21 protein-coding genes and 1 rRNA gene are annotated in these 23,247 nt (G+C 29.3%); 17 read left to right on the top strand and 5 right to left on the bottom strand.

All coding sequences use genetic code 11. The annotated features are described in order from the left end of the window. Positions 1-37 precede the first annotated feature (37 nt). From rrf to ftsZ, 13 genes are all read left to right on the top strand, one after another. Positions 38-152 (top strand): 5S ribosomal RNA (gene rrf / locus O3884_RS06820). A gap of 118 nt (positions 153-270) precedes the next feature. Then, positions 271-1,266, top strand: a complete 996-nt coding sequence (locus O3884_RS06815) for a hypothetical protein (RefSeq protein ID WP_371452578.1) — start codon at positions 271-273, stop codon at positions 1,264-1,266. Then, positions 1,259-2,626 (top strand): replication initiation and membrane attachment family protein, encoded by a 1,368-nt coding sequence (locus O3884_RS06810; RefSeq protein ID WP_371452577.1) that lies wholly within the window; start codon positions 1,259-1,261, stop codon positions 2,624-2,626. Before O3884_RS06815 ends, O3884_RS06810 begins: the two co-directional genes overlap by 8 nt. Then, positions 2,626-3,510 carry a primosomal protein DnaI gene (gene dnaI, locus O3884_RS06805; RefSeq protein WP_371452576.1) on the top strand — a complete coding sequence of 295 codons (885 nt, stop codon included), beginning with the start codon at positions 2,626-2,628 and terminating at the stop codon, positions 3,508-3,510. Before O3884_RS06810 ends, dnaI begins: the two co-directional genes overlap by 1 nt. A gap of 148 nt (positions 3,511-3,658) precedes the next feature. After that, complete coding sequence (gene mraZ, locus O3884_RS06800; RefSeq protein WP_003143916.1) at positions 3,659-4,090, top strand: division/cell wall cluster transcriptional repressor MraZ; 432 nt, start codon at positions 3,659-3,661, stop codon at positions 4,088-4,090. Between the two features lie 11 nt (positions 4,091-4,101). Beyond that, on the top strand, positions 4,102-5,037 hold the full coding sequence (gene rsmH / locus O3884_RS06795; RefSeq protein WP_371452575.1) for a 16S rRNA (cytosine(1402)-N(4))-methyltransferase RsmH: 936 nt from the start codon (positions 4,102-4,104) through the stop codon (positions 5,035-5,037). Between the two features lie 15 nt (positions 5,038-5,052). Further along, positions 5,053-5,379, top strand: coding sequence for a hypothetical protein (locus O3884_RS06790; protein WP_003143925.1), 327 nt, complete (start codon positions 5,053-5,055; stop codon positions 5,377-5,379). Further along, entirely contained in the window at positions 5,380-7,578 is a 2,199-nt protein-coding gene (locus tag O3884_RS06785; RefSeq protein WP_371452574.1) for a penicillin-binding transpeptidase domain-containing protein, read from the top strand. 9 nt (positions 7,579-7,587) lie between these two features. After that, a complete protein-coding gene (gene mraY, locus O3884_RS06780) occupies positions 7,588-8,571 on the top strand; it encodes a phospho-N-acetylmuramoyl-pentapeptide-transferase (protein WP_371452573.1) in 984 nt (327 codons plus the stop codon). Position 8,572: 1 nt separating this feature from the next. Further along, positions 8,573-9,913, top strand: a complete 1,341-nt coding sequence (gene murD, locus O3884_RS06775; RefSeq protein WP_371452572.1) for a UDP-N-acetylmuramoyl-L-alanine--D-glutamate ligase — start codon at positions 8,573-8,575, stop codon at positions 9,911-9,913. Between the two features lie 5 nt (positions 9,914-9,918). Then, a complete protein-coding gene (locus tag O3884_RS06770; protein ID WP_371452571.1) occupies positions 9,919-10,884 on the top strand; it encodes a cell division protein FtsQ/DivIB in 966 nt (321 codons plus the stop codon). A 231-nt stretch (positions 10,885-11,115) separates the two neighbouring features. Then, complete coding sequence (ftsA, locus tag O3884_RS06765; protein WP_371452570.1) at positions 11,116-12,498, top strand: cell division protein FtsA; 1,383 nt, start codon at positions 11,116-11,118, stop codon at positions 12,496-12,498. 20 nt (positions 12,499-12,518) lie between these two features. Further along, positions 12,519-13,610: a cell division protein FtsZ gene (gene ftsZ, locus O3884_RS06760; protein ID WP_003143912.1), complete on the top strand. Its 1,092-nt coding sequence runs from the start codon at positions 12,519-12,521 to the stop codon at positions 13,608-13,610. 168 nt (positions 13,611-13,778) lie between these two features. Here the strand turns inward: ftsZ and O3884_RS06755 are convergent, their stop codons facing one another. The 5 genes from O3884_RS06755 to O3884_RS06735 form a co-directional block, all read right to left on the bottom strand. Then, entirely contained in the window at positions 13,779-14,243 is a 465-nt protein-coding gene (locus tag O3884_RS06755; RefSeq protein WP_371452569.1) for an OsmC family protein, read from the bottom strand. Beyond that, the gene (locus O3884_RS06750) at positions 14,236-15,411 is read right to left on the bottom strand and encodes a 5-methyltetrahydropteroyltriglutamate--homocysteine methyltransferase (protein WP_371452568.1); all 1,176 of its coding nucleotides are present in this window, start codon (positions 15,409-15,411) and stop codon (positions 14,236-14,238) included. The genes O3884_RS06755 and O3884_RS06750 overlap by 8 nt, the downstream gene beginning before the upstream one ends. A gap of 2 nt (positions 15,412-15,413) precedes the next feature. Then, positions 15,414-16,238 (bottom strand): phosphate/phosphite/phosphonate ABC transporter substrate-binding protein, encoded by an 825-nt coding sequence (locus tag O3884_RS06745; protein WP_371452567.1) that lies wholly within the window; start codon positions 16,236-16,238, stop codon positions 15,414-15,416. A 32-nt stretch (positions 16,239-16,270) separates the two neighbouring features. Continuing rightward, positions 16,271-17,389, bottom strand: coding sequence for an acyl-CoA dehydrogenase family protein (locus O3884_RS06740; protein WP_371452566.1), 1,119 nt, complete (start codon positions 17,387-17,389; stop codon positions 16,271-16,273). A 169-nt stretch (positions 17,390-17,558) separates the two neighbouring features. Then, on the bottom strand, positions 17,559-18,686 hold the full coding sequence (locus O3884_RS06735) for an acyl-CoA dehydrogenase family protein (protein WP_371452565.1): 1,128 nt from the start codon (positions 18,684-18,686) through the stop codon (positions 17,559-17,561). A 383-nt stretch (positions 18,687-19,069) separates the two neighbouring features. Here O3884_RS06735 and O3884_RS06730 point away from each other — a divergent pair, with 383 nt between their 5' ends. From O3884_RS06730 to O3884_RS06715, 4 genes are all read left to right on the top strand, one after another. After that, positions 19,070-20,509 (top strand): amino acid permease, encoded by a 1,440-nt coding sequence (locus tag O3884_RS06730; protein ID WP_371452564.1) that lies wholly within the window; start codon positions 19,070-19,072, stop codon positions 20,507-20,509. 167 nt (positions 20,510-20,676) lie between these two features. Then, positions 20,677-21,273: a dephospho-CoA kinase gene (gene coaE / locus O3884_RS06725; RefSeq protein ID WP_371452563.1), complete on the top strand. Its 597-nt coding sequence runs from the start codon at positions 20,677-20,679 to the stop codon at positions 21,271-21,273. Next, entirely contained in the window at positions 21,266-22,009 is a 744-nt protein-coding gene (locus O3884_RS06720; protein WP_371452562.1) for an ABC transporter ATP-binding protein, read from the top strand. The genes coaE and O3884_RS06720 overlap by 8 nt, the downstream gene beginning before the upstream one ends. Beyond that, a complete protein-coding gene (locus tag O3884_RS06715; RefSeq protein WP_371452561.1) occupies positions 22,002-23,240 on the top strand; it encodes an ABC transporter permease in 1,239 nt (412 codons plus the stop codon). Before O3884_RS06720 ends, O3884_RS06715 begins: the two co-directional genes overlap by 8 nt. Positions 23,241-23,247: the final 7 nt, after the last annotated feature.

Here is a 23,247-nt window from a genome sequence, read left to right as displayed (position 1 = left end):
AGAAAAAAGATGATATAATATGTATATGAAGTTTTCGTCTGGTGGCGATAGCGAAGAGGACACACCTGTACCCATACCGAACACAGAAGTTAAGCTCTTTAGCGTCGAATGTAGTTGGGCTTACGCCCTGTGAGACTAGAACGTTGCCAGGCAACAGTGAGAGCCTTCCTTTTGGAAGGTTCTTTTTTTATATAATTCTTACTTATATTTTGATTTTATTTTCAAAATAGAGTATCATAAAGTAGTAATATTTTTTTGGAGGTTTAGGGAATGTTTTATTTAGAAGATGAAAAGACATTAGTGCTAACTAGTGAAAATAAGAAAGACATTTTGAGTGCGTTAAAATTAATTAATAATATATCTAATAATAAGAATATAAAAGTTGCATATATTAAAATCTTAGGAAAAGTATTAGAATTTAATAAAGCTATAGAAAACTATTATCATTCACAAAAGCCTGGGTATAATGAGGTTTATCAAGAAAGAATTGACAATTTTGATAATAGTAGTGATGAGTTTAAGCGTATAAAAGCATCGTTAAAGCCAGATTTTGATGCTCATAATTTTGATAAAGAATTAGAAAAAGAATTTAACTTAATTCTTACTAGAATAGAAAGTAGAATTTCTATAATTTTTGAAGACGAGCATCAGTATAATTTTAATAATTATTTAATTACACTTATTGAAAAAGAAAATCTTGATGAGTTTATTTGGTTAAATACTATTTATAATATTTATAAAGAAGGTAAGAGCTTAAATAGTATCGTTGATGATTATTTAAAATTAAGTGATGTTGAATTTTCAGATCTGTATAAAATCTATTTATTCGTTACAGACTATAATATTAACAAGTTATTATTAAAAAATGAATCTAAGATAATTAATAATGATTATTTAGAAAATCATGATATATTCTTTGATTACATGTATAAGCTTATTGATGATTTAAGAACCTTTGTAGCAAAAGATGATAAGAAGAATATTCTTAGCTTTTCAACTATTTTAGACAGTCATACTAATATTAGTACTCCTAATAAAGAGGAATTTCTTGACTGCGTATATAAAGTATTTAATTTTCTAAGAGCACTTTATGAGAATGATAATGCAAAATTATTGTTAGATAATATCTATCCTATTTTAGTTAAATCTTTCTTTGCACCACTACGAAATGATGACAAAATTAAGTACGATTATAATCAGAATTTTATCTATGCATTAGAGTATACTCAAATTATTATTGAAGTAATGGATGATAATCATGAATAATAGGTTTTCTGTTAAAGATTATTATTGTGTTTATAATGATTTTGATATTTCTAAACGAACTAAAGAGTTACATAACTTGTATTTACCATTACTTGGTAACGATGCAATCAGCCTTTATACTTTTTTAGGAAGTAAGATGCTTAGTGATAAAAATCTGTCTAAAAGTTATCTGCATTATGATATACTTGATAATCTAGGTTTATCAGATAATAAGTTTTTAATTGCAAGAAAAAAATTAGAAGCTTTGGGTTTAATTCAGTCACTGTATTTTGATAATAATGGTGTTGGGCAGTTTATATATAAAATAAAAGAAGCATTAAGTTTTGAAGAGTTTTTTAATACACCAGTTCTTGCAAAATTATTAGAGAACACATTGGGGTCTAGTAATTATTCTGAATTGGTAAATTATTATTCTTTAGATAAAGTAAGCTTTAAGAGTTTTGAAGATATTTCGGCGAAGTTTTCTGATGTTTTCCGTCTAGAAAACTTAAATGATTTCAGCTTTGACTATATAACAAGTAAAAGTGTTAATGGGCCAAATTTTGATGAATATTTCTTTGATTTTGATAAATTAAACTTTTATTTAGCTAATAGTTACTTAACAGATGTAATATCGAATCCAGAAGTGAAAAACAAAATTTTAGGTTTAGCACATATTTATAAAATGTCTCCAGAAGATATGTCTAGTGCTATAGAAAAATCTATAGAAATTTCTAATGGAGCTAGCGAGATTAATATTAATGTTCTTAGTGATTATATCGCTCAACTAAATGTTAATGTTAGAAAACAAGAAGTACCGACTCTTGATCGTATGATAAATAAAAATCTTGTTGGTGAAAAAGAAGAGCAGTTAACTGAAGATGAAAAATTCGCTAAAGAAGTTGATAACACTAATTTTGTAGAATATTTAAATAAGCAGGTAGGAATAGTACTTTCTAAAATAGATGCTAAAAATATTGAAGAGTTACAAAGTAAGTATAATTTTCCTACTGGTGTACTAAATATATTATTAGAGTATTCTATTAAGCAAAGTGGTAAAAATTCAATACCACATATAAACTATATAGATAAAATTGCAAGTACATGGAGTGCTCAAAAATTATTTGGAGCTAAAGATGCTATAGATTTTGTTAGAGCTAATAGAAATCAGAAAACTAAAGCTTTTAGCACTAATAAGAGTACACAAAAATCTTATTCAAATAATCGAAAATCAAATCATGCTCCGTTTCCTGAATATTTGCAAAATAGGAAAAATAGCTTTAAACAATCAAAAAAGGAAGAAGACAGAGTAGTTACAAAAGAAGATGAGGATACTTTTAAAGATTTGATGAAAGTATTATATAATAAAGGGGATGTATAATGAAAAAATTATCCAACATAGTATCAAGTAATACAGAAAATTCATTTAAGAAGTTTATCACAGAAAAAGTTCTGAGTGATGTAGAGATAATTAAGTTTATTCGTGATAATAACTTTTCTAAAATTGATGTTGAAAATAATCTTGAAAAATTTTATCAATATTATATTTCAAAAGATACACTATTGAATATCGAACATAGGCCCAAATTGGTTTGTAGTAATAAAGAGGTTATTATAGTTTATCAAGAGACTGATGAATATAAACAAAAAGTTGAAAACCAAAAAACATCGAATAGAATCAAGACAGAATTTATTCCAAAGAGAGTATTAACATATACATTTGAAAATTTATCCAAGAATAGTAAGAAATCTAGGTTAGCAATAGAAATTGTAAACACTTGTATGAGTATCCTTAATAAACAAAGTACAAGAGGTGCTTATATATATGGACCAACAGGAACTGGTAAGACATATTTGATGGGATGTATTTACAATTATTTCAAACAGAATGGTAAAGAACCAGCAATTTTATACTATCCTGAATTTATTAGAAAAATAAAATCAAAAATTAGTAATAACAGTTATGATTTATATATTGATCTTATAAGAGATGAAGAAATTCTTATTATTGACGATATAGGTGCTGAAAATATTACGGAGTTTATTCGTGATGAGGTGCTTGGTCCGATTATTAATCATAGAGAAGCAGAAAAATTACCCACATTTTTCTCATCTAATTTAAGTATAGATGATTTAGCAGAATTGTTATCTAATGGAAGAACAACAGTGGATAAAACAAAGGCTTTAAGAATAGTAGAAAGAATACATTCTTTAAGTACTTCTCACTTCTTAGATGGTGAGAACGAAAGAGAATATTATAATTAAAAGAAGAAGCATTTTTAAACATTTTAGTTTATAAATGCTTCTTCTTTTTTTTATGGTAAAAAAATCAAAAAAATTCATTTTTTTTTAGAAATTAGTGGAAAAAAGTGGGGAAATGTGGTAAATTATAAAGGTAAGGTGGTGAGAAGTAGTGTTTATTGGTCAATACAATAATAAAATGGATGCCAAAGGAAGGCTTAGTATTCCAATAAAGTTCAGAGATGAACTAGGTGAAAAATTTATTATCACAAGAGGTCTAGACTCTTGTTTATTTGGCTATTCACTACAAGAGTGGCAAAAGGTGGAAAGTAAGATTAAATCACTACCTATCACTAAGAAAAATGCTCGTACTTTCCAACGTTTCTTCTTTTCTGGAGCCACTGAAGTTGAAATAGATAAACAAGGAAGAATTAATATTCCAAACGCCCTTATAGAGCACGCTTTTTTAGATAAAGAGTGTGTTGTAAATGGTTTATCAAATAGGATAGAAATATGGGATAAGACTCGCTGGGAAGATTTACTTGTTGAAAGTGAAGCTAGCGTAGAAGAAATAGCAGAAGAATTAGAAGATTTTGATTTTTAGGATGGATGAAAATGTTTAAACATTATAGTGTATTATTAAGTGAAGCTGTAGAAGGCTTAGATATAAAAGAAGATGGTATATATGTAGACTGTACTCTTGGTGGAGCAGGGCATAGTTTAGAAATTTTAAAGCGATTAAAAAATGGTAAACTATATGCATTTGATCAAGATAATGTTGCATTAGAAAATGCCAAAGAAAAATTAGCTGAATACAGTGATAAAGTTGTCTTTATTAAATCTAATTTTGTTAATTTAAAAGAAAAATTAGCAGAGCATGGTGTACATGAAGTTGATGGAGTTCTTTATGATTTAGGAGTTTCTTCACCACAATTAGATACACCTGAAAGAGGTTTTAGTTATAACTATGATACAAGATTGGACATGCGTATGGATACTGATGCAAAAATTAGTGCATACGAAGTCGTTAATGAATATAGTTATCATGATTTAGTAAAAATATTTTATCGTTATGGAGAAGAAAATTTCTCTAAGCAAATAGCGAGAAATATTGAAAAAAAACGTGAACAAAAACCTATAGAAACTACTTTTGAATTAGTAGAAATTATAAAAGAATCTATCCCTGCTGCTAAAAGAAGAACTGGTGGACATCCAGCAAAAAGAGTATTCCAAGCAATTCGTATTGCTGTAAATAATGAATTATCAGTATTCGAAGATTCATTAGAACAAGCAATAGATATCGTTAGTGTAGGCGGAAGAATATCTGTAATTACCTTCCATTCTCTAGAAGATAGAATTTGTAAACAGATATTCAATTCTTATTCTAAATCTAAAGATATTCCGAAAAATCTTCCTATTATGCCAGAAGAAAGTTTATCTAAATTAAAAGTAATTACAAGAAAACCTATATATCCTAGTGATATTGAATTAGAAGAAAATAATAGATCTAGAAGTGCAAAATTAAGAGTTGCACAAGTTCAGACGAAATAGAGGGGAGGAAAGAAAATGGCTACACTAAAGGTATATAGTCGTGAATATGGAGTAAGAAAAGTACAAGAGAAAGTAAAGTTTAATTTACTAGAAAAAACTGCGTATGGAGTTTTTGTAGGAGTTATTTTACTTGCTAACGTAGTTATGTTAAACTATAAAGGAGAGATTTATTCACTACGAAGTGCTCAACAAAAAAATGATATTGTAATATCAGAAAAACAAAAAAATAATAATGAACAAAAAGTTATGATAAACAATCTATCATCTTACGAAAGAGTTAAAAAAATTGCTGAGACGGTAGGAATGAAAACTCAAAAAGATAGTATAAAGGTAGTGAGATAATTGATAAAACTTTTTAAGAAAATATTAACTTTAAAGTTTTTGGAAGATAGAAGAAGTTTAGAAAGAAAAGATTATATCTCTCGAGAAAGAACAAAAATTGTATTTTTTCTAATTTTTGTTTTTTTCTTTGTATGGATATTAATATTAAATATAGGTCAAATGATGCTAATTGGAACTGTAAGGGGACATAACCTTTCAGAATTAGCAGATAAAAAGTATAAGATAGATAGTAGTTTACAACCAAATCGTGGGAAAATCTTTGATAGAAATGGAAATATACTGGCTGATAATATTGAATCTTACAAGCTAGTAGCGGTAGTTTCAGATAAAGCTACAGAGGATGAAACAAATCCACGACATGTTGTAGATATTAACAAAACAGCAGAAGAACTATCTAAATTTATAAAATTAGATAAAAACAAGATAAAAGATATACTTAGTAAACAAGGAGTATATCAAGTAGAATTTGGAACTGCTGGTAAAGATATAAGTGTAGAAGACAAAAAGAAAATCGAAGAGTTGAAATTACCAGGTATCGAATTTATAGCGACAACAAAGAGATATTATCCAAACGGAAGTATGCTTGGAAACTTTTTAGGGTTTGCTCAAAATTCACCAGATAGTGATTTGATTACTGGTCGTTTAGGTGTCGAAAAGACTTTTGATTATTATCTAAGAGGAAAAGAAGGGCATATTACTTATGCTAAAGATGCATGGGGGAAAGTCGTTTCTAATATTCCTAAAGTTGAGATTAAACCTGTTGACGGAGCAGATATATATTTAACAATTGATAAGAATATTCAAGGTTTTATAGATAATACACTGAAAGATATTCATGATAAATATGAACCAGAAAGTGCGTTTGCAATAGCTGTTAGTCCTAAAACTGGTGAGATATTAGGATTGGGACAAACACCTGCATTTAATCCAAATACTCAAGAAAATCTGGCAAGTGCATGGTCAAATATTTTCTATAACTCAGCTTATGAACCAGGTTCGACATTAAAAACATTTACAATGTCGATAATGGTAGAAAATAATATATATAAACCAGATAGTTACTATAGATCTGGTTCATATCGAGTGGAAGACGCTACAATTTTTGACTGGAATAAGATTGGTTGGGGAACAATTACTCAACGTCATGGTTTCCAACAATCTTCAAATACTTTAATGTTAACATTATTAAATGAATTGGGAACTGAAAAATTAAAAACAGGCTTAGAAAACTTTGGATTTGGAAAAAGTACAAATTCATTATATGGTAATGAAGCAACTGGTGATTTAGTATTTAATAATAAAGTTTCAGCTTCAACAACAGTATTTGGACAAGGTAGTACGGTAACTGCGATGCAAATGGTTCAAGCAGAAACAGCAATTTTAAATGATGGACAGATGTTAGCACCATACTTTTTACAAAGAATTCATGACAAAACAATTGATAAAGATGTCAATATTGGGCAAAGAACGGTAGTAGGAACTCCTATTTCTAAACATACGGCAGATATAATGAAAGAAGAATTATATGGAGTTGTAAACGGAACTTGGGCCCAAGGTGGTAAAAGATATGCTGTAGACAACTATAGTACGTCAGGAAAAACAGGAACAGCAGAGGTTGTAGATCCGAAAACAGGTACATACTATAATAGTCCATATAAAGTAATGCACTCATTTATAGGATATGCACCTAGTGAAGATCCACAAGTTATTCTATATGTTGGTATTAAATTACCTTCGAAGGAATTAGGTGCAAGTAATGCAAATGGTGCTTCAGAAATCTTTAAACCTATAATGGAAAATACACTTAATTACTTAAATGTTAAAAAGTCAAATGATGATAATACTATTCAAAGTTATCAAATGGAGAATCTTGTAGGGGAAAATATAGAGTCGACAATTGTTAATTTACAACAAAAAACTAAAAATATAATAACAATTGGAAGTGGAACTAACGTAATTGGCCAATATCCTTCAGCTGGGAACGTAATAAAACAAGGTGAGAGAGTATTTTTATTAGTCTCTGATGAAAATATTATTACACCAAACTTTACAGGATGGTCGAAAGTAGACGTACTTAACTACGCTAAATTATCTGGATTAGATATTGAAACCGAAGGGAATGGATTTGCTAAACAACAATCTATTCCAGCACAAAGATTTGTGAAAAAAGGGGAAAAGATAAAAATAAAATTTAGTTAGGAGAACGAAATGAGTAATTCAGATACAGTATTTGCTATATCGTTATTACTGGTAGCATATTTTCTGACAGTACTAATGCTACCTAGATTAATAAAATATTTACATGTACTAAAGTTTGGCCAAGCAATCAGAGAAGAAGGGCCACAAAGTCATATGCATAAAAAAGGAACACCTACTATGGGAGGTATTTCGTTTATAATTGCAATAGTTATTTCACTTATAGTGGCTATGTTCTTAGATAGTTCGAATATTAAATACTACGTACTGTTCATTTATACAACTATTTCTTTTTCGATAATAGGATACATAGATGATATGTTAATCGTAGTTAAAAAGAAAAATGATGGATTAGCTCCAAGGAAAAAATTAATGCTACAAATTATATTCTCTGTAATATTTTATATATTAGTAACTTTCATCTACAAAGATGTTAATTATATACATATTCCAGTATTTGATTATAATTTAAATATTTCATATTTCTATATAATTTTCTTAGTATTTTGGCAAACTGGTTTTTCTAATGCAGTAAATTTAACAGATGGATTAGATGGATTAGCTACTAGCGTAACAATTATTACAACTAGTACATTTGCTTTATTAGCATATAAAGAAAATAACTTCCCTGTATTAGTATTTTGTTTAACAATAGTAGGGGCGCTTGTAGGATTTTTATTATTTAATAGAAATCCAGCAAAAATATTTATGGGTGATACAGGATCATTGGCTCTAGGTGGAATCTTAGCAGCAATTTCAGTAATCTTACATAAAGAAGTAGCATTTTTATTTATTGGTTTAGTATATATATTAGAAACACTGTCAGTGATTATTCAAGTAGCGTACTTCAAGAAAACTGGTAAAAGAATTTTTAAAATGTCACCATTACATCATCATTTTGAACTGTCAGGTTATGGTGAAGTAAAAACTGTATACATTTTTGTTATTATAGCTGTTATATCTTCAGCTATAGGGTATTTTGTAGGAGTAATATAAAATGATAAATTTAGAAGATAAAAGAATATTAGTATTAGGATTTGCTAGAAGTGGTTACTCAACTGCCAAAATCTTAAATAAATTAGGCTATAATGTAATCCTAAATGCATTTGATGATCTAAGTACTGATGAAAAAGCTATTGAATTAAAAAACTTAGGTGTAAAAATAGTTGATGGTGGTCATCCGTTAGAACTTTTAGATAGTATAGACTTAATAGTTAAGAATCCAGGAATAAAATATGAAATTGAATTTTTACAAAGAGCAATAGAAAAAAATATTGATATTATAACTGAGATAGAATTAGCTAACACATTGTTTAATATTGACATGGTAGCAATTACTGGTACTAATGGAAAAACTACAACTACACAAATGACGTTTGATATACTAAAAGCAGATAATAAAGATGTCTTTTTAGCAGGAAATATAGGGTATCCTTCTATTGAAGTAGCATATAATCATCCTAATTCTTTAATTATTACTGAAGTATCATCATTCCAATTACAAGGAACTAAGTATTTCAAACCATCGGTAGCGGCGATTACAAACTTAGGCGTTGGTCATTTAGATTATCATGGTAGCGTAGAAAACTATAGAAATGCTAAGAGAAATATCTATAAAAATCAAACCCAAGATGATATTCTAGTTTTAAATATTAAAGAATTAGAAAAATATGAATTGAGTAAAATAAATTCACAAGTAATTCTTTATGATACAAAAGAAAATTCTGAAGCGGATGTATTTGTAAGAAATAATATAGTAGTGTATAAGGACGTAGAACTATTTGATATAACAAAAATGTCTCTTCCAGGTATACATAATGTAGAAAATGCAATAAATGCAGCATTAATATCATACATAAAAGGTGCATCCATTGAAACAATTCGCGAAGTATTGTATAGTTTTAGTGGAGTAAAACATAGATTGCAATATGTTGGAGAGCATAATGGAGTGAAATTCTATAATGATTCTAAAGCTACAAATCCAGTAGCTACAACTACAGCACTTTCTGGATTCGAGAAAAATATAATATTAATTTGTGGAGGGAAAGATAGAGGAATTGATTTTAAGGAATTAGTACCATTCTTCCCGAGAATTAAAGCAATGGTTGTTGTTGGAGAAAGTAAAGAAATATTATTTGACTTAGCAACTACTAATGGAGTAGATTGTCATAAAGCGACGAAGGTTGATGATGCTACAATCTTAGCCAACAAACTTGCTGTAGAAGATGATATAGTTCTATTATCACCAGCATGTGCATCATGGGATCAATATAAATGTTTTGAAGATCGTGGAGATGAATTTATAGCTACGTTTGAAAAGATTAGTCAAGAGGATTAAGAGCGATGAACAAAAAGAATAAAAGGTTACTAGCAAAAATGAATAATGAGAAAAGAAGAAGCTCATTAGAAAAGATTAAAAGAAAAAAAAGAAGAGAATTAATATTCATAGTAACTTTATTTTTAATTGTTATAGCAGTATTTTCACTACTATTTAGTAATTATTTGAAACTGAAAACAATTGAAGTGGAAGGTAATAATCAAATAACTAAAGAAGAAATACTAGAAGCAGGAAATATTAATAATAATCTAAGAACTTGGTCTATAAAAGATGATGATATTCGTAATAATATCCAATCTAGATTCGAAATATTTAAATCCGTAACAGTACAATCGAAATTACCATCAACAATCAAGGTAAAAGTAGAGGAATACAGTTTTATCGCACAAAATAAAAAAGAAGACGGTAGTTTAGAGATAATTATGGAAAATGGTAAACCATATTCAGGAAAAGTAAGAAATAATTATAATTTACCGATCTTAGAAAATTTCAAAGAAGATAGCAGTAAACTAGATGAAGTATATAAGAACTTAAATAAATTAAAAGAAGACGTAAGACTACAAATATCTGAAATTATAAATGATGAAGGTGATAATGTTACAATTTATATGAAAGATGGACAAAAAGTAAAAGCTTTAAGAGCAAGTTTTTCTGATAAATTAAATTATTATGATGAAATATCAAAATATATTGAAGATAAAAATAATACAACTTTAAATTTAATAAATGGTGCATATTTAGAAACTGCAAAAACTGAAAAAAGAAGAAATGAAAATATTAAACAATTATTATCTAGACAAGGATTAAAAGATGATTCAACGTCAAAAACAGATAAGGAAAAAGTAGATGATACAGAAAAAGTAGAGAAAAATAACAAAACTGAAAATTCTACTACAAATTCAAAAGTAGCATCTTCTACTAATAATAAGAATACTAAACAACAATCAGTAACAAATAACAAAAATGAATAGCAAAAAAAGTATCCAGAATTTTGTATTTTGGGTACTTTTTTTATTCAAAAATTATATAAAATTAAAAAAGTTATTAATTATATTACAAATTGAAAATATTTTAATAAAATTTAATTTTTTTTGGAGTTTTTCATATTTTTTTTTTTAATTTTATGTTATAATTTAGTATGTGTAAATAAAATATGTGTGTATTTACAATTTTATTATAATAACAAAGTTTAAAAGGAAGGAGTGTTTGACTTGAGTTCACAATTGTATACTTCAATAGATCTGGGATCATCTAGTATAAAAGTGATAATAGCAGATGTAGTATATGAAAAATTGAATATACTTGGTGTTGGAGTCGTAAAAACTACGTCTATTAAACGTGGTAACATAATCGATGTAGAATCTGCATCTAGAGATATTCAAAAAGCAATAGATATTGCCAAAAGTGAAGCTAATAAAGACATAAGATCATTATATGTAGCAGTTCCAAGTATACACACTCATATTAAAAAAAGTGTAGCGGAAATTAAATTTGATACAAAACACGATATTGATGGTAGGGATATCGAAGAAGTAATAGAAGAAGCAAAAATTCTACCATTACCACGTGAAAGAGAAGTGGTTCAAGTAATTCCAGATTACTATCGTCTTGATGATATTGAAAATATAAGAAAACCTAAAGGTATGACTGTTCATAATACTTTTGAAGTAACAGGAAATAGAGTTTTAACTTCTAAAACTCATCTTCACACAATATATAAAAGTATTGAAAATTTACGTCTAGATTGTAATGAGACATTTTGTACTTCTCATGCATTAGGTGAATTATTACTAAACGATGAAGAAAAAGATTATGGTTCAGTAATAATTGATATTGGTGCTGGACTTACAACAGTAAGTTACTTTGAGGACGGAATACTTCAACTATCTCAATCAATAGAATTGGCTGGAGAAGATATTACTCGTACTATCTCAGACGTATTAAATGTTCCCTTAAAGCGTGCTGAAGAGATAAAAGTTACACAAGGACATGCATTTTATGATTTAGCATCGCCACAAGTAATTATTGAATTAGATAATCTAGAGCCAGATGAAGAGCCATATACTCAAAAAGAATTAGCAGATTATATTGAAGAAATAGTTGAAGAAATAATCTTGCGTTCATTTGATGTTCTTAGAAAAGCTGGAATAAATAGAGTAAAAGGAAATGTAGTACTAACTGGTGGAACAACACTAATGCCAGGAGTATTAGACTTAGCTAAAGATATGCTAAGAAAAATGAATGTTAGAATTGGATCTCCAAAAATAATAGGAGCTAATTCGCCAGAACTTTCAGTAGTTGTTGGAACACTAACTAGTAGTTACAAAATTGAATCTTTATTTGGTTACCAAGTAACAGATGAAGTACCAACAGTTAAAAATACAAATTCAACATTTGAAAATGTTTCTGCAGTTCAAGAAATTTCAGTAAACAATTCAAAAGTTGATTCAGCTGTAGTAACTGAACCTCATACAGAAGAGTTAGAGGAAGAAGAGTATTACGAAGAAGAGAAAAAAGAAAAAGAAAAAGAAGATAAGAACTTCTTTGATAAAATAACTAAAATGTATAATTCGTTTTTCGAATAACAATCAGGAGGAAATAAAGAATGTTTGAAGAATTTGATCAATCAGCAGTAATTAAAGTAGTAGGTGTTGGTGGCGGTGGTGGTAACGCCGTTGACCGAATGGTAGAAAGTGGAATTCAAAACGTTGAATTTATCGCAGTTAATACAGATGCTCAAGCATTAAAACGTTCTAAAGCAGACGTAAGAATTCAAATCGGTGAAAAATTAACTAAAGGTCTTGGTGCTGGAGCTAATCCAGAAGTAGGACGTAAAGCAGCTGAAGAAACTAAAGATAAAATTGAAGAAGCACTAGAAGGAGCAGACATGGTGTTCGTTACTTCTGGTATGGGTGGAGGAACTGGTACTGGTGCCGCTCCAATCGTAGCAGGTATTGCTAAAGAATTAGGAGCATTAACAGTAGGTGTTGTTACTCGTCCATTCAACTTTGAAGGTAAAAAACGTCAAGTACAATCTACAGCAGGAATTAACTCACTTAAAGGTGCAGTAGATACACTTATCGTTATTCCTAACGATAGATTATTAGATATCGTTGATAAATCTACTCCAATGATGCAAGCATTCGTTGAAGCTGATAACGTATTACGTCAAGGGGTACAAGGTATTTCTGACTTAATTAACGTATCTGGTACAGTTAACCTTGACTTCGCTGATGTTAAAGCTATCATGGCTGACCAAGGTTCAGCATTAATGGGTATCGGTGTAGCTTCAGGTGAAAACAGAGCTATCGAAGCAGCTAAAAAAGCTATTTCATCTCCATTATTAGAAACTTCTATCGTTGGAGCAAAAGGTGTGTTATTAAATATCACTGGTGGACCATCATTAAGTTTATTTGAAGCTCAAGCAGCTGCAAGTATCGTTCAAGAAGCTAGTGATGATGAAGTAAACATGATCTTCGGTACAGTATTTAACGAAGAGCTAGAAAAAACTGATGAAATCATCGTTACAGTAATCGCTACTGGATTTGAAGAAGATGGAGTGAGTGTTGAAAGAGATATCTTAGCACAACGTCCAGCGCAACCAGAAGCTAGCTCATTCACAAGTGGATACGGTAAAAACGAAGTAGAACAAGAAATGTACCCACGTCCAAGAAGAAGAACAAGAAGAGAAATCTAATAAATAAAAAAGAAAAATCGGGAATTACTCGATTTTTCTTTTTTTATTTGTTCTAACCGATGAGAAAGTAGACTAAAAATATATACACATATAAAACGATTGGGAGTGATTCTACAAAATCGATTTCTGTTATTCTGAAATCATGATTTTTGAATAACTCCCTATCATCTAATCAATTAGAATAAATTTTATTTTAAAATTTACTACATTTTTTAGTGTATTGTAAATAAAGGATTTTTTTAGTGATAAATTACAAAATTCTATAAGATTTGTTTCATCAATATCAGCATATAAATAGTATGTGATTATACAACTATCAATTTTTGGTTCTTCATTATAACCTCTAACATTTAATAGGGTTAGAGGATTTTTTAATACTAGATGAATTTTCCCCTCAAGTTCTTCAATATCAATATTAGAATATTTACTTTCGTTTATTATGGTATGGGCTATACCACCTAATATTGAAGATGCTAAATAATTTATGCTACTTCTATAATCTGCATTAATATCAAAGTTAATATCACTTGAAACTAAAATAGTATCATTATTAGTATATAATTTAAAATTATTATTAGTTAAAATTCCTCTAAAACTAAGGTCATAATTATTTGATTCGTATAAATTAGTCATATAGCTGCCTCAATGTGTTTTTAGCCTCATTTAGACGAGCTAATTTTTTATTAATTATCTCCATTGTACTTACTGGTCTATTTGCAAATGTAGCAAAACCGCAGTCAGGATTTAACCAAATTCTTTCTTTAGGGATATATTGCATAACTTCTTCTACACGATTAAGGATATCTTCTAATGGTTCTATCTCGTCTGTTCTTGGATTCATAACACCTAATCCTAGTATGCAATTATCCTTTATTAAAGTACTACTGAATAATGAAGATATTTCTCCAGCGCGAGGAGTAGAAAACTCTAATGTAAGTATATTAGGAAGAGTTTCTTCGAATAGTGGAAGTAGTGGAGTATAAGGTCCAGTAAGGAGAATACTTTCATCACGACTCCAATTACCACGACATACATGAAGAGAAACTAATATTCCTTTTTCTTTAGAATAATCTATTACAGATTTGATTAATTTAGTAGCAAATTTTAATTCTTCAGTAGGATCTTTTTTTTCGGATAGTGCCGCACACATAAATGATCTTGTTTTCCCTTCAGAAAACACTACTTCGGTTAATACAGGTTCATCAAATTGAACTACATCGATACCTATTTTTGCTAATGAATCAATCTCTTCTTTTAATACTTTAATAATATCTTCACCTAGAGAATCCTTGTTATCGTAATATTGTTTTGATAGAGCAGGTAACCACATAGATCTAGTTATTAAATAGGGACCTGGTAATGTTGCTTTGATCTTCTTATCGGTTAGTTTTTTTAGTTCAATCATTTCATCAGCAACCAAAGGTTTATTATATTTTACTTTTCCAGTACAAATTGCATTTTTTATACTAATTGCAGGAACGTCTAGTATTTCTAATATTTGTTCAAAGCCCTGCTTATCCTCAATATAGTCAAACATATCAGCCATACTCATCATTGTAACACCGTCTAAACGTTCAGCAATAAATGAAACATAATTGTCTCGGTTTAGTTCACCGCTAGTTATTATATCAATATAATTATTTTCTTGAAGTTCAACTACATATTTTGTTTCTTCATCTAAGATTTCTTGATATGTTTTTAAGTCGATATTTCCTTTATTTAATTTTCGTTTTGCGGTTAATAGTTTTTTACTACGAGGCATACTGCCTAGAAGAGAAACTAAGAAAGATGAATTAGTCATAATTATTCACCATGAAACTCTTTAAAAAAATCTAAATATTCATTGGCTTCAGTAAGTTGTTTAAATCCAGAAGTACGACCAGGAATCCATTCTTTTAACCCTTCCATATCCATCATTTCTTTATGCTCAGGATTACTGTAATCCATTTTATGTAATACTTCTATGAATTTTTCAAAACGAGCTACGTCTAATTCTGGATGTCCTGAGAAGATACAGTGATCAAAGAAATCTGTTTTTGATAAAACTTTCACCTGATTTTTATCTAGAGTTCCATCTGCAATCCATGCATTATAGTTTAAATCTAACATCCACGTAGCAACTACTTCATCATTTTTTAAAGCAATTGCTGAATCAAGTTCTCCACCAACATGGTCACCATGAAGCCCAACACCGATATCAAATCGTTTTTCAGTATAATCTTTTCCAAATTTTAAACCAAGTTTGTGAAGATGGTTAATAGGAATTAATCTGGCTTGTGGCGAATCAATTGCACCGAATCCAATTGTTTTATCTTTTAAGTCTTCAATAGAATTTATGTTACTATTAGCTTTTACTACTAAATATGAACTACGATTGCGGTCAGTATCACGCATAGAACCATTTAACGCATTTCCGTTAGTGCGTAGGTGAGTATCTAACCATGCTAAAGGAGAATTCCAAGCTACATCAATTTCTTTAGCTAATAAACCGTCAACTTGACCTTTGTAATCTTTGTAATAAACTGGTTCGATAGGGAAGTTTTCATCTTCAAAAAATTTTGCAATAATTCCCCAAATTACAGTAACCTTAGGATCATAAATAACAGCTCCAACTTTTAATTTTGTCATAATAATATACCTCGTTTCATTAATTAATTTATTTATTTGTTTGTTACTAATTGGCCGGTTAAAATATTTAAGAAGTCAAGACCAGGTGCCATAACTTGTCCTGCTAATGAATCACGTAAGAATCGCTCCATATTTCCGTGACAATTATAAGCCTTACCACCGCCTAAACGCATACCAAGTCTTGCATTCTCAATTACTTTATCGCAAGAAAATGCTCTTGCTGAAACAATATTAAGGAATGCATCTACTTCGCCATTAACAAAGCTTTCCGCAGCGTTTTTAGATAATAAGATAGATGCTTTTGTATTTTTAAAGATTTCTGCTAAATGTAATTGAACAGTTTCTATATCGCTTAAAGATTTACCATCGGGATATTTTCTATTTGTTGTGTGATTAACAGCTTCATCTAGAATAGCTTGACTAAGTCCACTGTAAACTGCAGCAAGTCCATTAATAAAGAATGGGACAGGACTTTGAGCCTGTTCATTTCCTTTACCTTCAGCTCCGATTCTATAATGATAATCTAGTTTAAGATTATTCATGAGCATTTCACATGAGACATTTGAACGCATACCTAAACCATTCCAGGTGTTTTCAGCAAAAATTAGTCCATTAGAACCAAGAGGGAATAGCCATTGTTCAGTTTCGCCAGCAGTTTTATACGGAACTAAAGTTACATAGTAATCCGCATAATTACCAGATGTAACCATACTTTTCTTACCATTAAATGTTGCAAAGTCTTTCTGATAATCAACAGTTATTTCTGTTGTATTCATAAAATTAGTACCAGTTCCACTCTCGCTGTATGCCAATGCTAGCATTTTTTTATTATCTACCACAGCTTCACAAATTTCTTTTTTTAATTTGTCACTACCATGATCTAAAATTGTTACTAATCCAACATTATGCATCATATAGCATAAGCCAACTGATGAAGAGTATTCAGAGAATGCTCTACATACTGATTCATGTTCTACAAGAGTTAGTCCTTTACCACCAAACTCTTTAGGGACTAAAAGACTAAAATAACCAGCATTTTTAATTTTTTCAAATATTACTTTAGGGAATTCTCCATTATTATCTGTTTCTTTAGCATATGGTTTAATATTAGTTATAGCAAATTCTTTAGCATCTTTATAAAAATTATTCATAATGTTCTCCTTAAGAAAAAGGAACCATTTAAAATTTTAAATACTTAAAAGCAAATAATATTATAAATAGTCCCTTTAATATGATCTGAATTTATATATCAATATAACTATAATATGGATATTACTACATATTATGAAAATACGAACTATTAAAACTTATAGTTAAATTCTATGGTAATTGTTGACCTGTGATAGCTTTTCCTAACCAGATAGTAAGCACGTCAACACTAGGTGCCATAATATGACTTGCGAATGCATCTCTTAGATAGCGTTCCATATTTCCAACACGGTTATATGCTTTACCACCACCAACACGCATTCCAAGACGAGCTAATTCAATAGCAGCTTCACTAGCAAATATTCTAGCTGATAAGATTTTAGCTAGCATATCAGCATCTTTATTTAAGAAACTACGAGCTGCTTCGTTTGTTCCAAGAACTGCTGCATTAGTTTGGCTATAGATTTTAGCTAGATGAATTTGTACGGTTTCAATTTCACTTAGAGATTTTCCATCAGGATATTTTCTATTAGTAGTATGTGCCACAGCTTCTTCTAGAATTGCTTCGCAAAGACCACTATAGACAGCAGCTAGACCAGTGATAAAGTATGTTGCAACAATAGTAAATACTTGGTCAACTCCTGATCCAGCTTGACCAATACGTAATTCTTTATTTAACTCAACATTGTTAATTGCCATTTGGCAAGAAACATTACCACGCATTCCTAGACCATGCCAAGTAGAAGGTTTGAATTCAAGACCTTTGCTACCTAGTGGAAACACCCAGTTGTCAATTCCACCTTCAACATCAGAAGGAGTAAGAACAAGGTAATAAGATGCAAATTCTGCAGAAGTCACCATACTTTTTAGTCCGTTAAATACTACTGAATTATCTTTAAATTCAGTTTTTACATCTGAGATATAGAAGTGTGTCCCAGTTCCTAATTCGCTGTATGCAAGCGCCATGAATTTTTCATTTTCAACAATGTCTCTGCAAATTTTTGATTTTAGATTATCGTCAGCATAAGAGAGAACACAGTTTAGTGCAACATTATGCATCATATAACATAGCCCTACTGTAGCGCTTGATTTAGCAAAGGCACGGCAAGCATCTGCATGTTCTTGCATATCTTTTCCTAATCCACCAAGTTCAGTTGGAATCATAAGTTTGAAATATCCTGCTTTTCCTAATTCTTTAAACACTTCTTCAGGAAATCTTTCTTGCTCGTCTATTTCTTTTGCAATAGGATCTATATATTTTTTTGCAAACTCCCTAGCTTCGTTGTAAAATGTTGTCATAATAATGCCTCCTAACATTAATATATCTAATATATTTTTATACAAAAATTATACCACAAAGAATAATTCTGTAAATGCTTTCTATATACTCCTTAAAAAGATACGTTAAAAATAAATTTATATAAAATATATAATAAATATTTTATAATTAACTAATCTAAAATGATATATGTATAACCATTTTAATAAATATATTATATTTCAAAATATAAAAATAAAATTCTATAGTTGATAGGTGATATCATTTTCAAAAAAGCACAACTAAATTTATAAAATAAAAATTGAAAAAAATTATTGAAAAAAGTCTGAAAATTTATTTACAAATTGTAATAAATCTTGTATAATCTATACTTATATAATTAATTAATGAAAGGATGAAAATAATGGCAGATTCAAAGATGGAAAGAAAACTGCAAGCTCGTCATATTAGTATGATAGCTATAGGTGGATGTATAGGTACGGGATTATTTATGGCTAGTGGTGCAGTAGTTAGTAAAGCAGGTTCTTATGGAGCAGTTTTAACATATGCATTAATTGGAGTTATTATATACTTTTTAATGGCTTCTATAGGAGAATTAGCAACATTTTATCCAGTTTCAGGTTCATTCGGAGCATATGCAACTAGATTTATAGATCCAGGTGTTGGATTTGGAGTGGGTTGGTTGTTCTGGATACTTTGGATTTTAGTAGCAAGTGTTGATATAATAACATTATCGAAAATATTACATTACTGGGAATTCTTTAGACAATTTTCAACATTTTCGATTTGTATTGTATTTTTAGTATTATTGTATTTATTAAACTTAGTAAGTGTAAAAGTATTCGGTGAAGTAGAGTATTGGATAACAATAATAAAAGTTATGACAGTTGTCGCATTCTTAATAGTAGGAGCTGCAATCATCTTTGGAGCTACTGGGAATAGTGAAGCTGGTATTCATACATTTATTCAAAATGGTGATAAAACAAGTAGCGCAGGTGTGTTGGGACTATTTGGTGTTCTTTCAACTGCAGCATTCTCATTTGGAGGAACAGAAGTTGTAGCAGTTACCGCAGGAGAATCTCCAAATCCTAAAGAGACAATGCCTAAAGCAGTTAGACAAGTTTTCTGGAGAATATTAATATTTTACATAGCTACAATGTTAATAATTTCTTCAATAGTATCAGCAAATGATCCTAGATTATTAGACACAAATAATGTAACAGCCTCTCCATTCACAATTGTATTCCAAAATATTGGTTTAGAAGTGGCGGCAGTTATTATGAATGCTGTAATTTTAACATCAGTTTTATCAGCAGCCAACTCAGGTATGTATGTTTCTAGTAGACAGCTATTTTCATTAAGTTCACATAATTACGGTCCTAAAGCATTTAAAAAATTAAATACTAATTCAGTACCAGTATTTGCGTTAACTTTCTCAGCGGTGTTTATGGTTTTATGTTTCATTTTTGAAAGATTAAATCCAAGTGGTTACTACATGCTACTTTCTATGGTTGGTATTATAGTAATGATAATTTGGATGGTTTCTCTAATATCTCAAATTCGTTTGAGAAGAGCGATTGTGAAACAAGGGAAAAAAGCTGAAGATGTTCTTCCTTACACATCTAAAACAGGTGTTGTAGGATCATACATTGCACTATTTTCTTTTGCAACAATAATATTACTACAATTAGTATCTGATTATGCAACAGGTGGTTTTGTGAAAATGTCGTATAACTTAGTTTGTCCGGCTATAGGTGTAGTAATGTATATAGTATTTAAAATAGTAACAAAGAAAAAATTTGTTAAACTAGAAGAAATGGATATACATCCATATAAAGGATAATTAATATTGAAAAAAGATTAATGAGTTATAAACTTGTTAATCTTTTTCTTTTACAGTGTATTAATATTTATGTATATATATTATAGAATTGAATAGTTTTTAAAGTATGGTAAATGCTTGCAGTTTATGATAAAATTGTATTTAAGTAATTTAATGGAGATGATAATTTGAATATTGGAATTACAGGTAGTATAGCATGTGGGAAAAGCACTGTATCAGATTATTTAAAAGAAAAGGGTTATACCATTATCGATGCTGATAAACTTGGACATGTTACACTTACTAGCAATGATGTAAAAAGAAAACTAGCTGAAAAATTCGGTGATGAAATTTTAGAAAATAATGAAATAAGTCGAGAAAAATTAGGTAAGTTAGTTTTTGGAAATGATAATAATTTAAAAAAACTAAATAATATTATTCATCCTAAAATTAAAGAATTAATTTTAAAATTACAAGATGATCATAAAGATGAAGATCTGGTCTTTTTAGATATAGCGTTGCTGTATGAAGCGAATTTTGTAGACTTGGTAGAAAAAGTAGCAGTTGTATATATAGATAAAGATGTACAATTAGAAAGATTAATGACACGAAACTCTTTATCAAAAGAAGAGGCTCTTAAGCGTATAGAAAGTCAAATGAGTCCACAGGAAAAAGCATCATTAGGTGATTTTGTTATAAATAATAGTTATAGAAAAGAAGACACATTTCAACAAATTGATGAAATATTAGAAAAGTTAAAAAGAGGAGATAAGCACAATGACTAATGTATTAGAAATTAGTAATCTTGGTGGTGGATATAATCGTAGAAAGATTATAGATAATATCAATATACAAATACCTAAAGGTAGTATAACCGCGCTAATTGGTCTTAATGGAGCTGGTAAAAGTACTACAATTAAACATATATTGGGATTACTTAGACCTATGGAAGGTGAAATCAAGGTTAATGGTATTACAATTACTCGTGACAATGAAAAATACAGAAAGAGTATAAGTTATATTCCAGAGTCACCTGTTTTGTATGAAGAATTAACACTAGAAGAACATATAAATCTTACAGCAATGGCTTATGGATTAAATATGGAAGATACGTGGAAAAAAGCGGATAAATTACTAGAGCTGTTTAAATTAAGTGATAAGAAGAAATTTTTCCCAGTACACTTTTCAAAAGGTATGAAACAAAAAGTAATGATTATCTGTGCATTTTTAGTAGAACCAAATTTATATATAATTGATGAGCCGTTTTTAGGACTTGATCCGATCGCAATTAATGACTTAATTAATTTAATGTGTGAAAGAAGAGATAATGGAGCTAGTTTATTAATGTCTACACACATACTAGCTACAGCAGAAAAGTATTGCGATAACTTTGTTATTATTCACGAAGGAAAAATACTAGCGAATGGTAATCTAGAACAACTAAGGGCCGAATTTAATATGGCAGGTGCGTCTTTAGATGAAATTTATCTATCATTAACAGTGAGAGATAGTGATGAGTAATATTGAGAATATCTTTGCGGATAGACGCAAGAAAGAGCAGGAGCTAAAACTAACCTATAGTAAGTATATTTTTAATTCGCACCTAATAATGTTTCTTATTATTGTGTTAGGAGCAGCATTGATTAATTATTCTAAATGGATAGCTATAGCTAGCCAATTCGAATTATACTCAGTATTTATTGCTGCATCATTAGCATTTAGTTACTATTTGATAAGTACAAAGATTAAAACGTATATAAAAGAAGCAGATGCAGTGTTTTTATTACCACTAGAGAAGTATTATAAAAACGTTGGTAGAAAAACTGTTATTAATGTATCAGTAGTGCATATTATAGCGTTTATCATCTTTTATTTTGCGGTTAAACCTATTACTAGTATTATAGGTAGTGTTGATAAATTATCTATATGCTTACTGCTTATGGTAATTGTAATAAACAATTTATTAAAATACGTTCAAGTTATTCATTATAAAGAAATTATTTGGATTAAAATTTTACAATTTATAGTGACTTTTATACAGATAATTGCAGTATTCATAATTAATACTTATATTTATATAGCTGATATAGCTGGTATAATTGGCTTGGCATTCTGCTCATATTATGTTATTAAGAATTCTACGGGCTCAAAGAATTCAGAAGATCAAGAAAAGCTAGTTGTAAAATGGAATGAAGCGGCTGAGTATGATAAACATCGTATAGAAAGTTACTTAAAATTCGTGAATATGTTTGTAGATGTTCCATTAAGTGGAGTAAAAGTAGCTAGAAGAAAATATTTTGATGCATTATTACCTAAATTAACTAAAGACAATTTCAATAAAGAAAACAGCTTTAAATATTATTATTATAGAGTCTTCTTAAGACAGGAAAATACAGTATTTTTAGCTTTAAGACTTATGCTATTATCAGGTTTAATAATTTTTAGTTTTAAAAATCCTTATGTTAGTGCAGTAGCTATAATATCTTATAGTTATTTAACTATTATACAGCTTGTTCCTTTATATAAACAGATGAGTAATAATATTTGGCATAGTATATTACCAGTTGATGAAAGTATTAAAATAGGTAGCTTTAAGAAATTATTAACTGTTGTAATGTTAATAACTACAATATTACTTGCATTATTTGCAATTTTATTTAGTAATTTTGAAGGAATGACAATAATTATAATTATTGCATCAGTAGTTGTAGCTAATATTATAGCCAAGATTTTTATTGAAAAAGTAAAATAGAAGGTAA

Origin of the sequence: Gemella sp. 20925_1_85 (genome assembly GCF_041433735.1) — a bacterium.
In the GTDB taxonomy this organism is placed as follows: domain Bacteria; phylum Bacillota; class Bacilli; order Staphylococcales; family Gemellaceae; genus Gemella.
This window is presented reverse-complemented; position numbering and strand designations above follow the sequence as displayed.

Excerpts from the sequence above, each read along its gene's own strand:
- O3884_RS06815 (WP_371452578.1), top strand. The coding sequence starts at position 271 with ATGTTTTATTTAGAAGATGAAAAGACATTAGTGCTAACTAGTGAAAAT.
- O3884_RS06810 (WP_371452577.1), top strand. The coding sequence starts at position 1,259 with ATGAATAATAGGTTTTCTGTTAAAGATTATTATTGTGTTTATAATGAT.
- dnaI (WP_371452576.1), top strand. The coding sequence starts at position 2,626 with ATGAAAAAATTATCCAACATAGTATCAAGTAATACAGAAAATTCATTT.
- rsmH (WP_371452575.1), top strand. The coding sequence starts at position 4,102 with ATGTTTAAACATTATAGTGTATTATTAAGTGAAGCTGTAGAAGGCTTA.
- O3884_RS06790 (WP_003143925.1), top strand. The coding sequence starts at position 5,053 with ATGGCTACACTAAAGGTATATAGTCGTGAATATGGAGTAAGAAAAGTA.
- mraY (WP_371452573.1), top strand. The coding sequence starts at position 7,588 with ATGAGTAATTCAGATACAGTATTTGCTATATCGTTATTACTGGTAGCA.
- murD (WP_371452572.1), top strand. The coding sequence starts at position 8,573 with ATGATAAATTTAGAAGATAAAAGAATATTAGTATTAGGATTTGCTAGA.
- O3884_RS06770 (WP_371452571.1), top strand. The coding sequence starts at position 9,919 with ATGAACAAAAAGAATAAAAGGTTACTAGCAAAAATGAATAATGAGAAA.
- ftsZ (WP_003143912.1), top strand. The coding sequence starts at position 12,519 with ATGTTTGAAGAATTTGATCAATCAGCAGTAATTAAAGTAGTAGGTGTT.
- O3884_RS06755 (WP_371452569.1), bottom strand. The coding sequence starts at position 14,243 with ATGACTAATTTATACGAATCAAATAATTATGACCTTAGTTTTAGAGGA.
- O3884_RS06750 (WP_371452568.1), bottom strand. The coding sequence starts at position 15,411 with ATGACTAATTCATCTTTCTTAGTTTCTCTTCTAGGCAGTATGCCTCGT.
- O3884_RS06745 (WP_371452567.1), bottom strand. The coding sequence starts at position 16,238 with ATGACAAAATTAAAAGTTGGAGCTGTTATTTATGATCCTAAGGTTACT.
- O3884_RS06740 (WP_371452566.1), bottom strand. The coding sequence starts at position 17,389 with ATGAATAATTTTTATAAAGATGCTAAAGAATTTGCTATAACTAATATT.
- O3884_RS06735 (WP_371452565.1), bottom strand. The coding sequence starts at position 18,686 with ATGACAACATTTTACAACGAAGCTAGGGAGTTTGCAAAAAAATATATA.
- O3884_RS06730 (WP_371452564.1), top strand. The coding sequence starts at position 19,070 with ATGGCAGATTCAAAGATGGAAAGAAAACTGCAAGCTCGTCATATTAGT.
- O3884_RS06720 (WP_371452562.1), top strand. The coding sequence starts at position 21,266 with ATGACTAATGTATTAGAAATTAGTAATCTTGGTGGTGGATATAATCGT.
- O3884_RS06715 (WP_371452561.1), top strand. The coding sequence starts at position 22,002 with ATGAGTAATATTGAGAATATCTTTGCGGATAGACGCAAGAAAGAGCAG.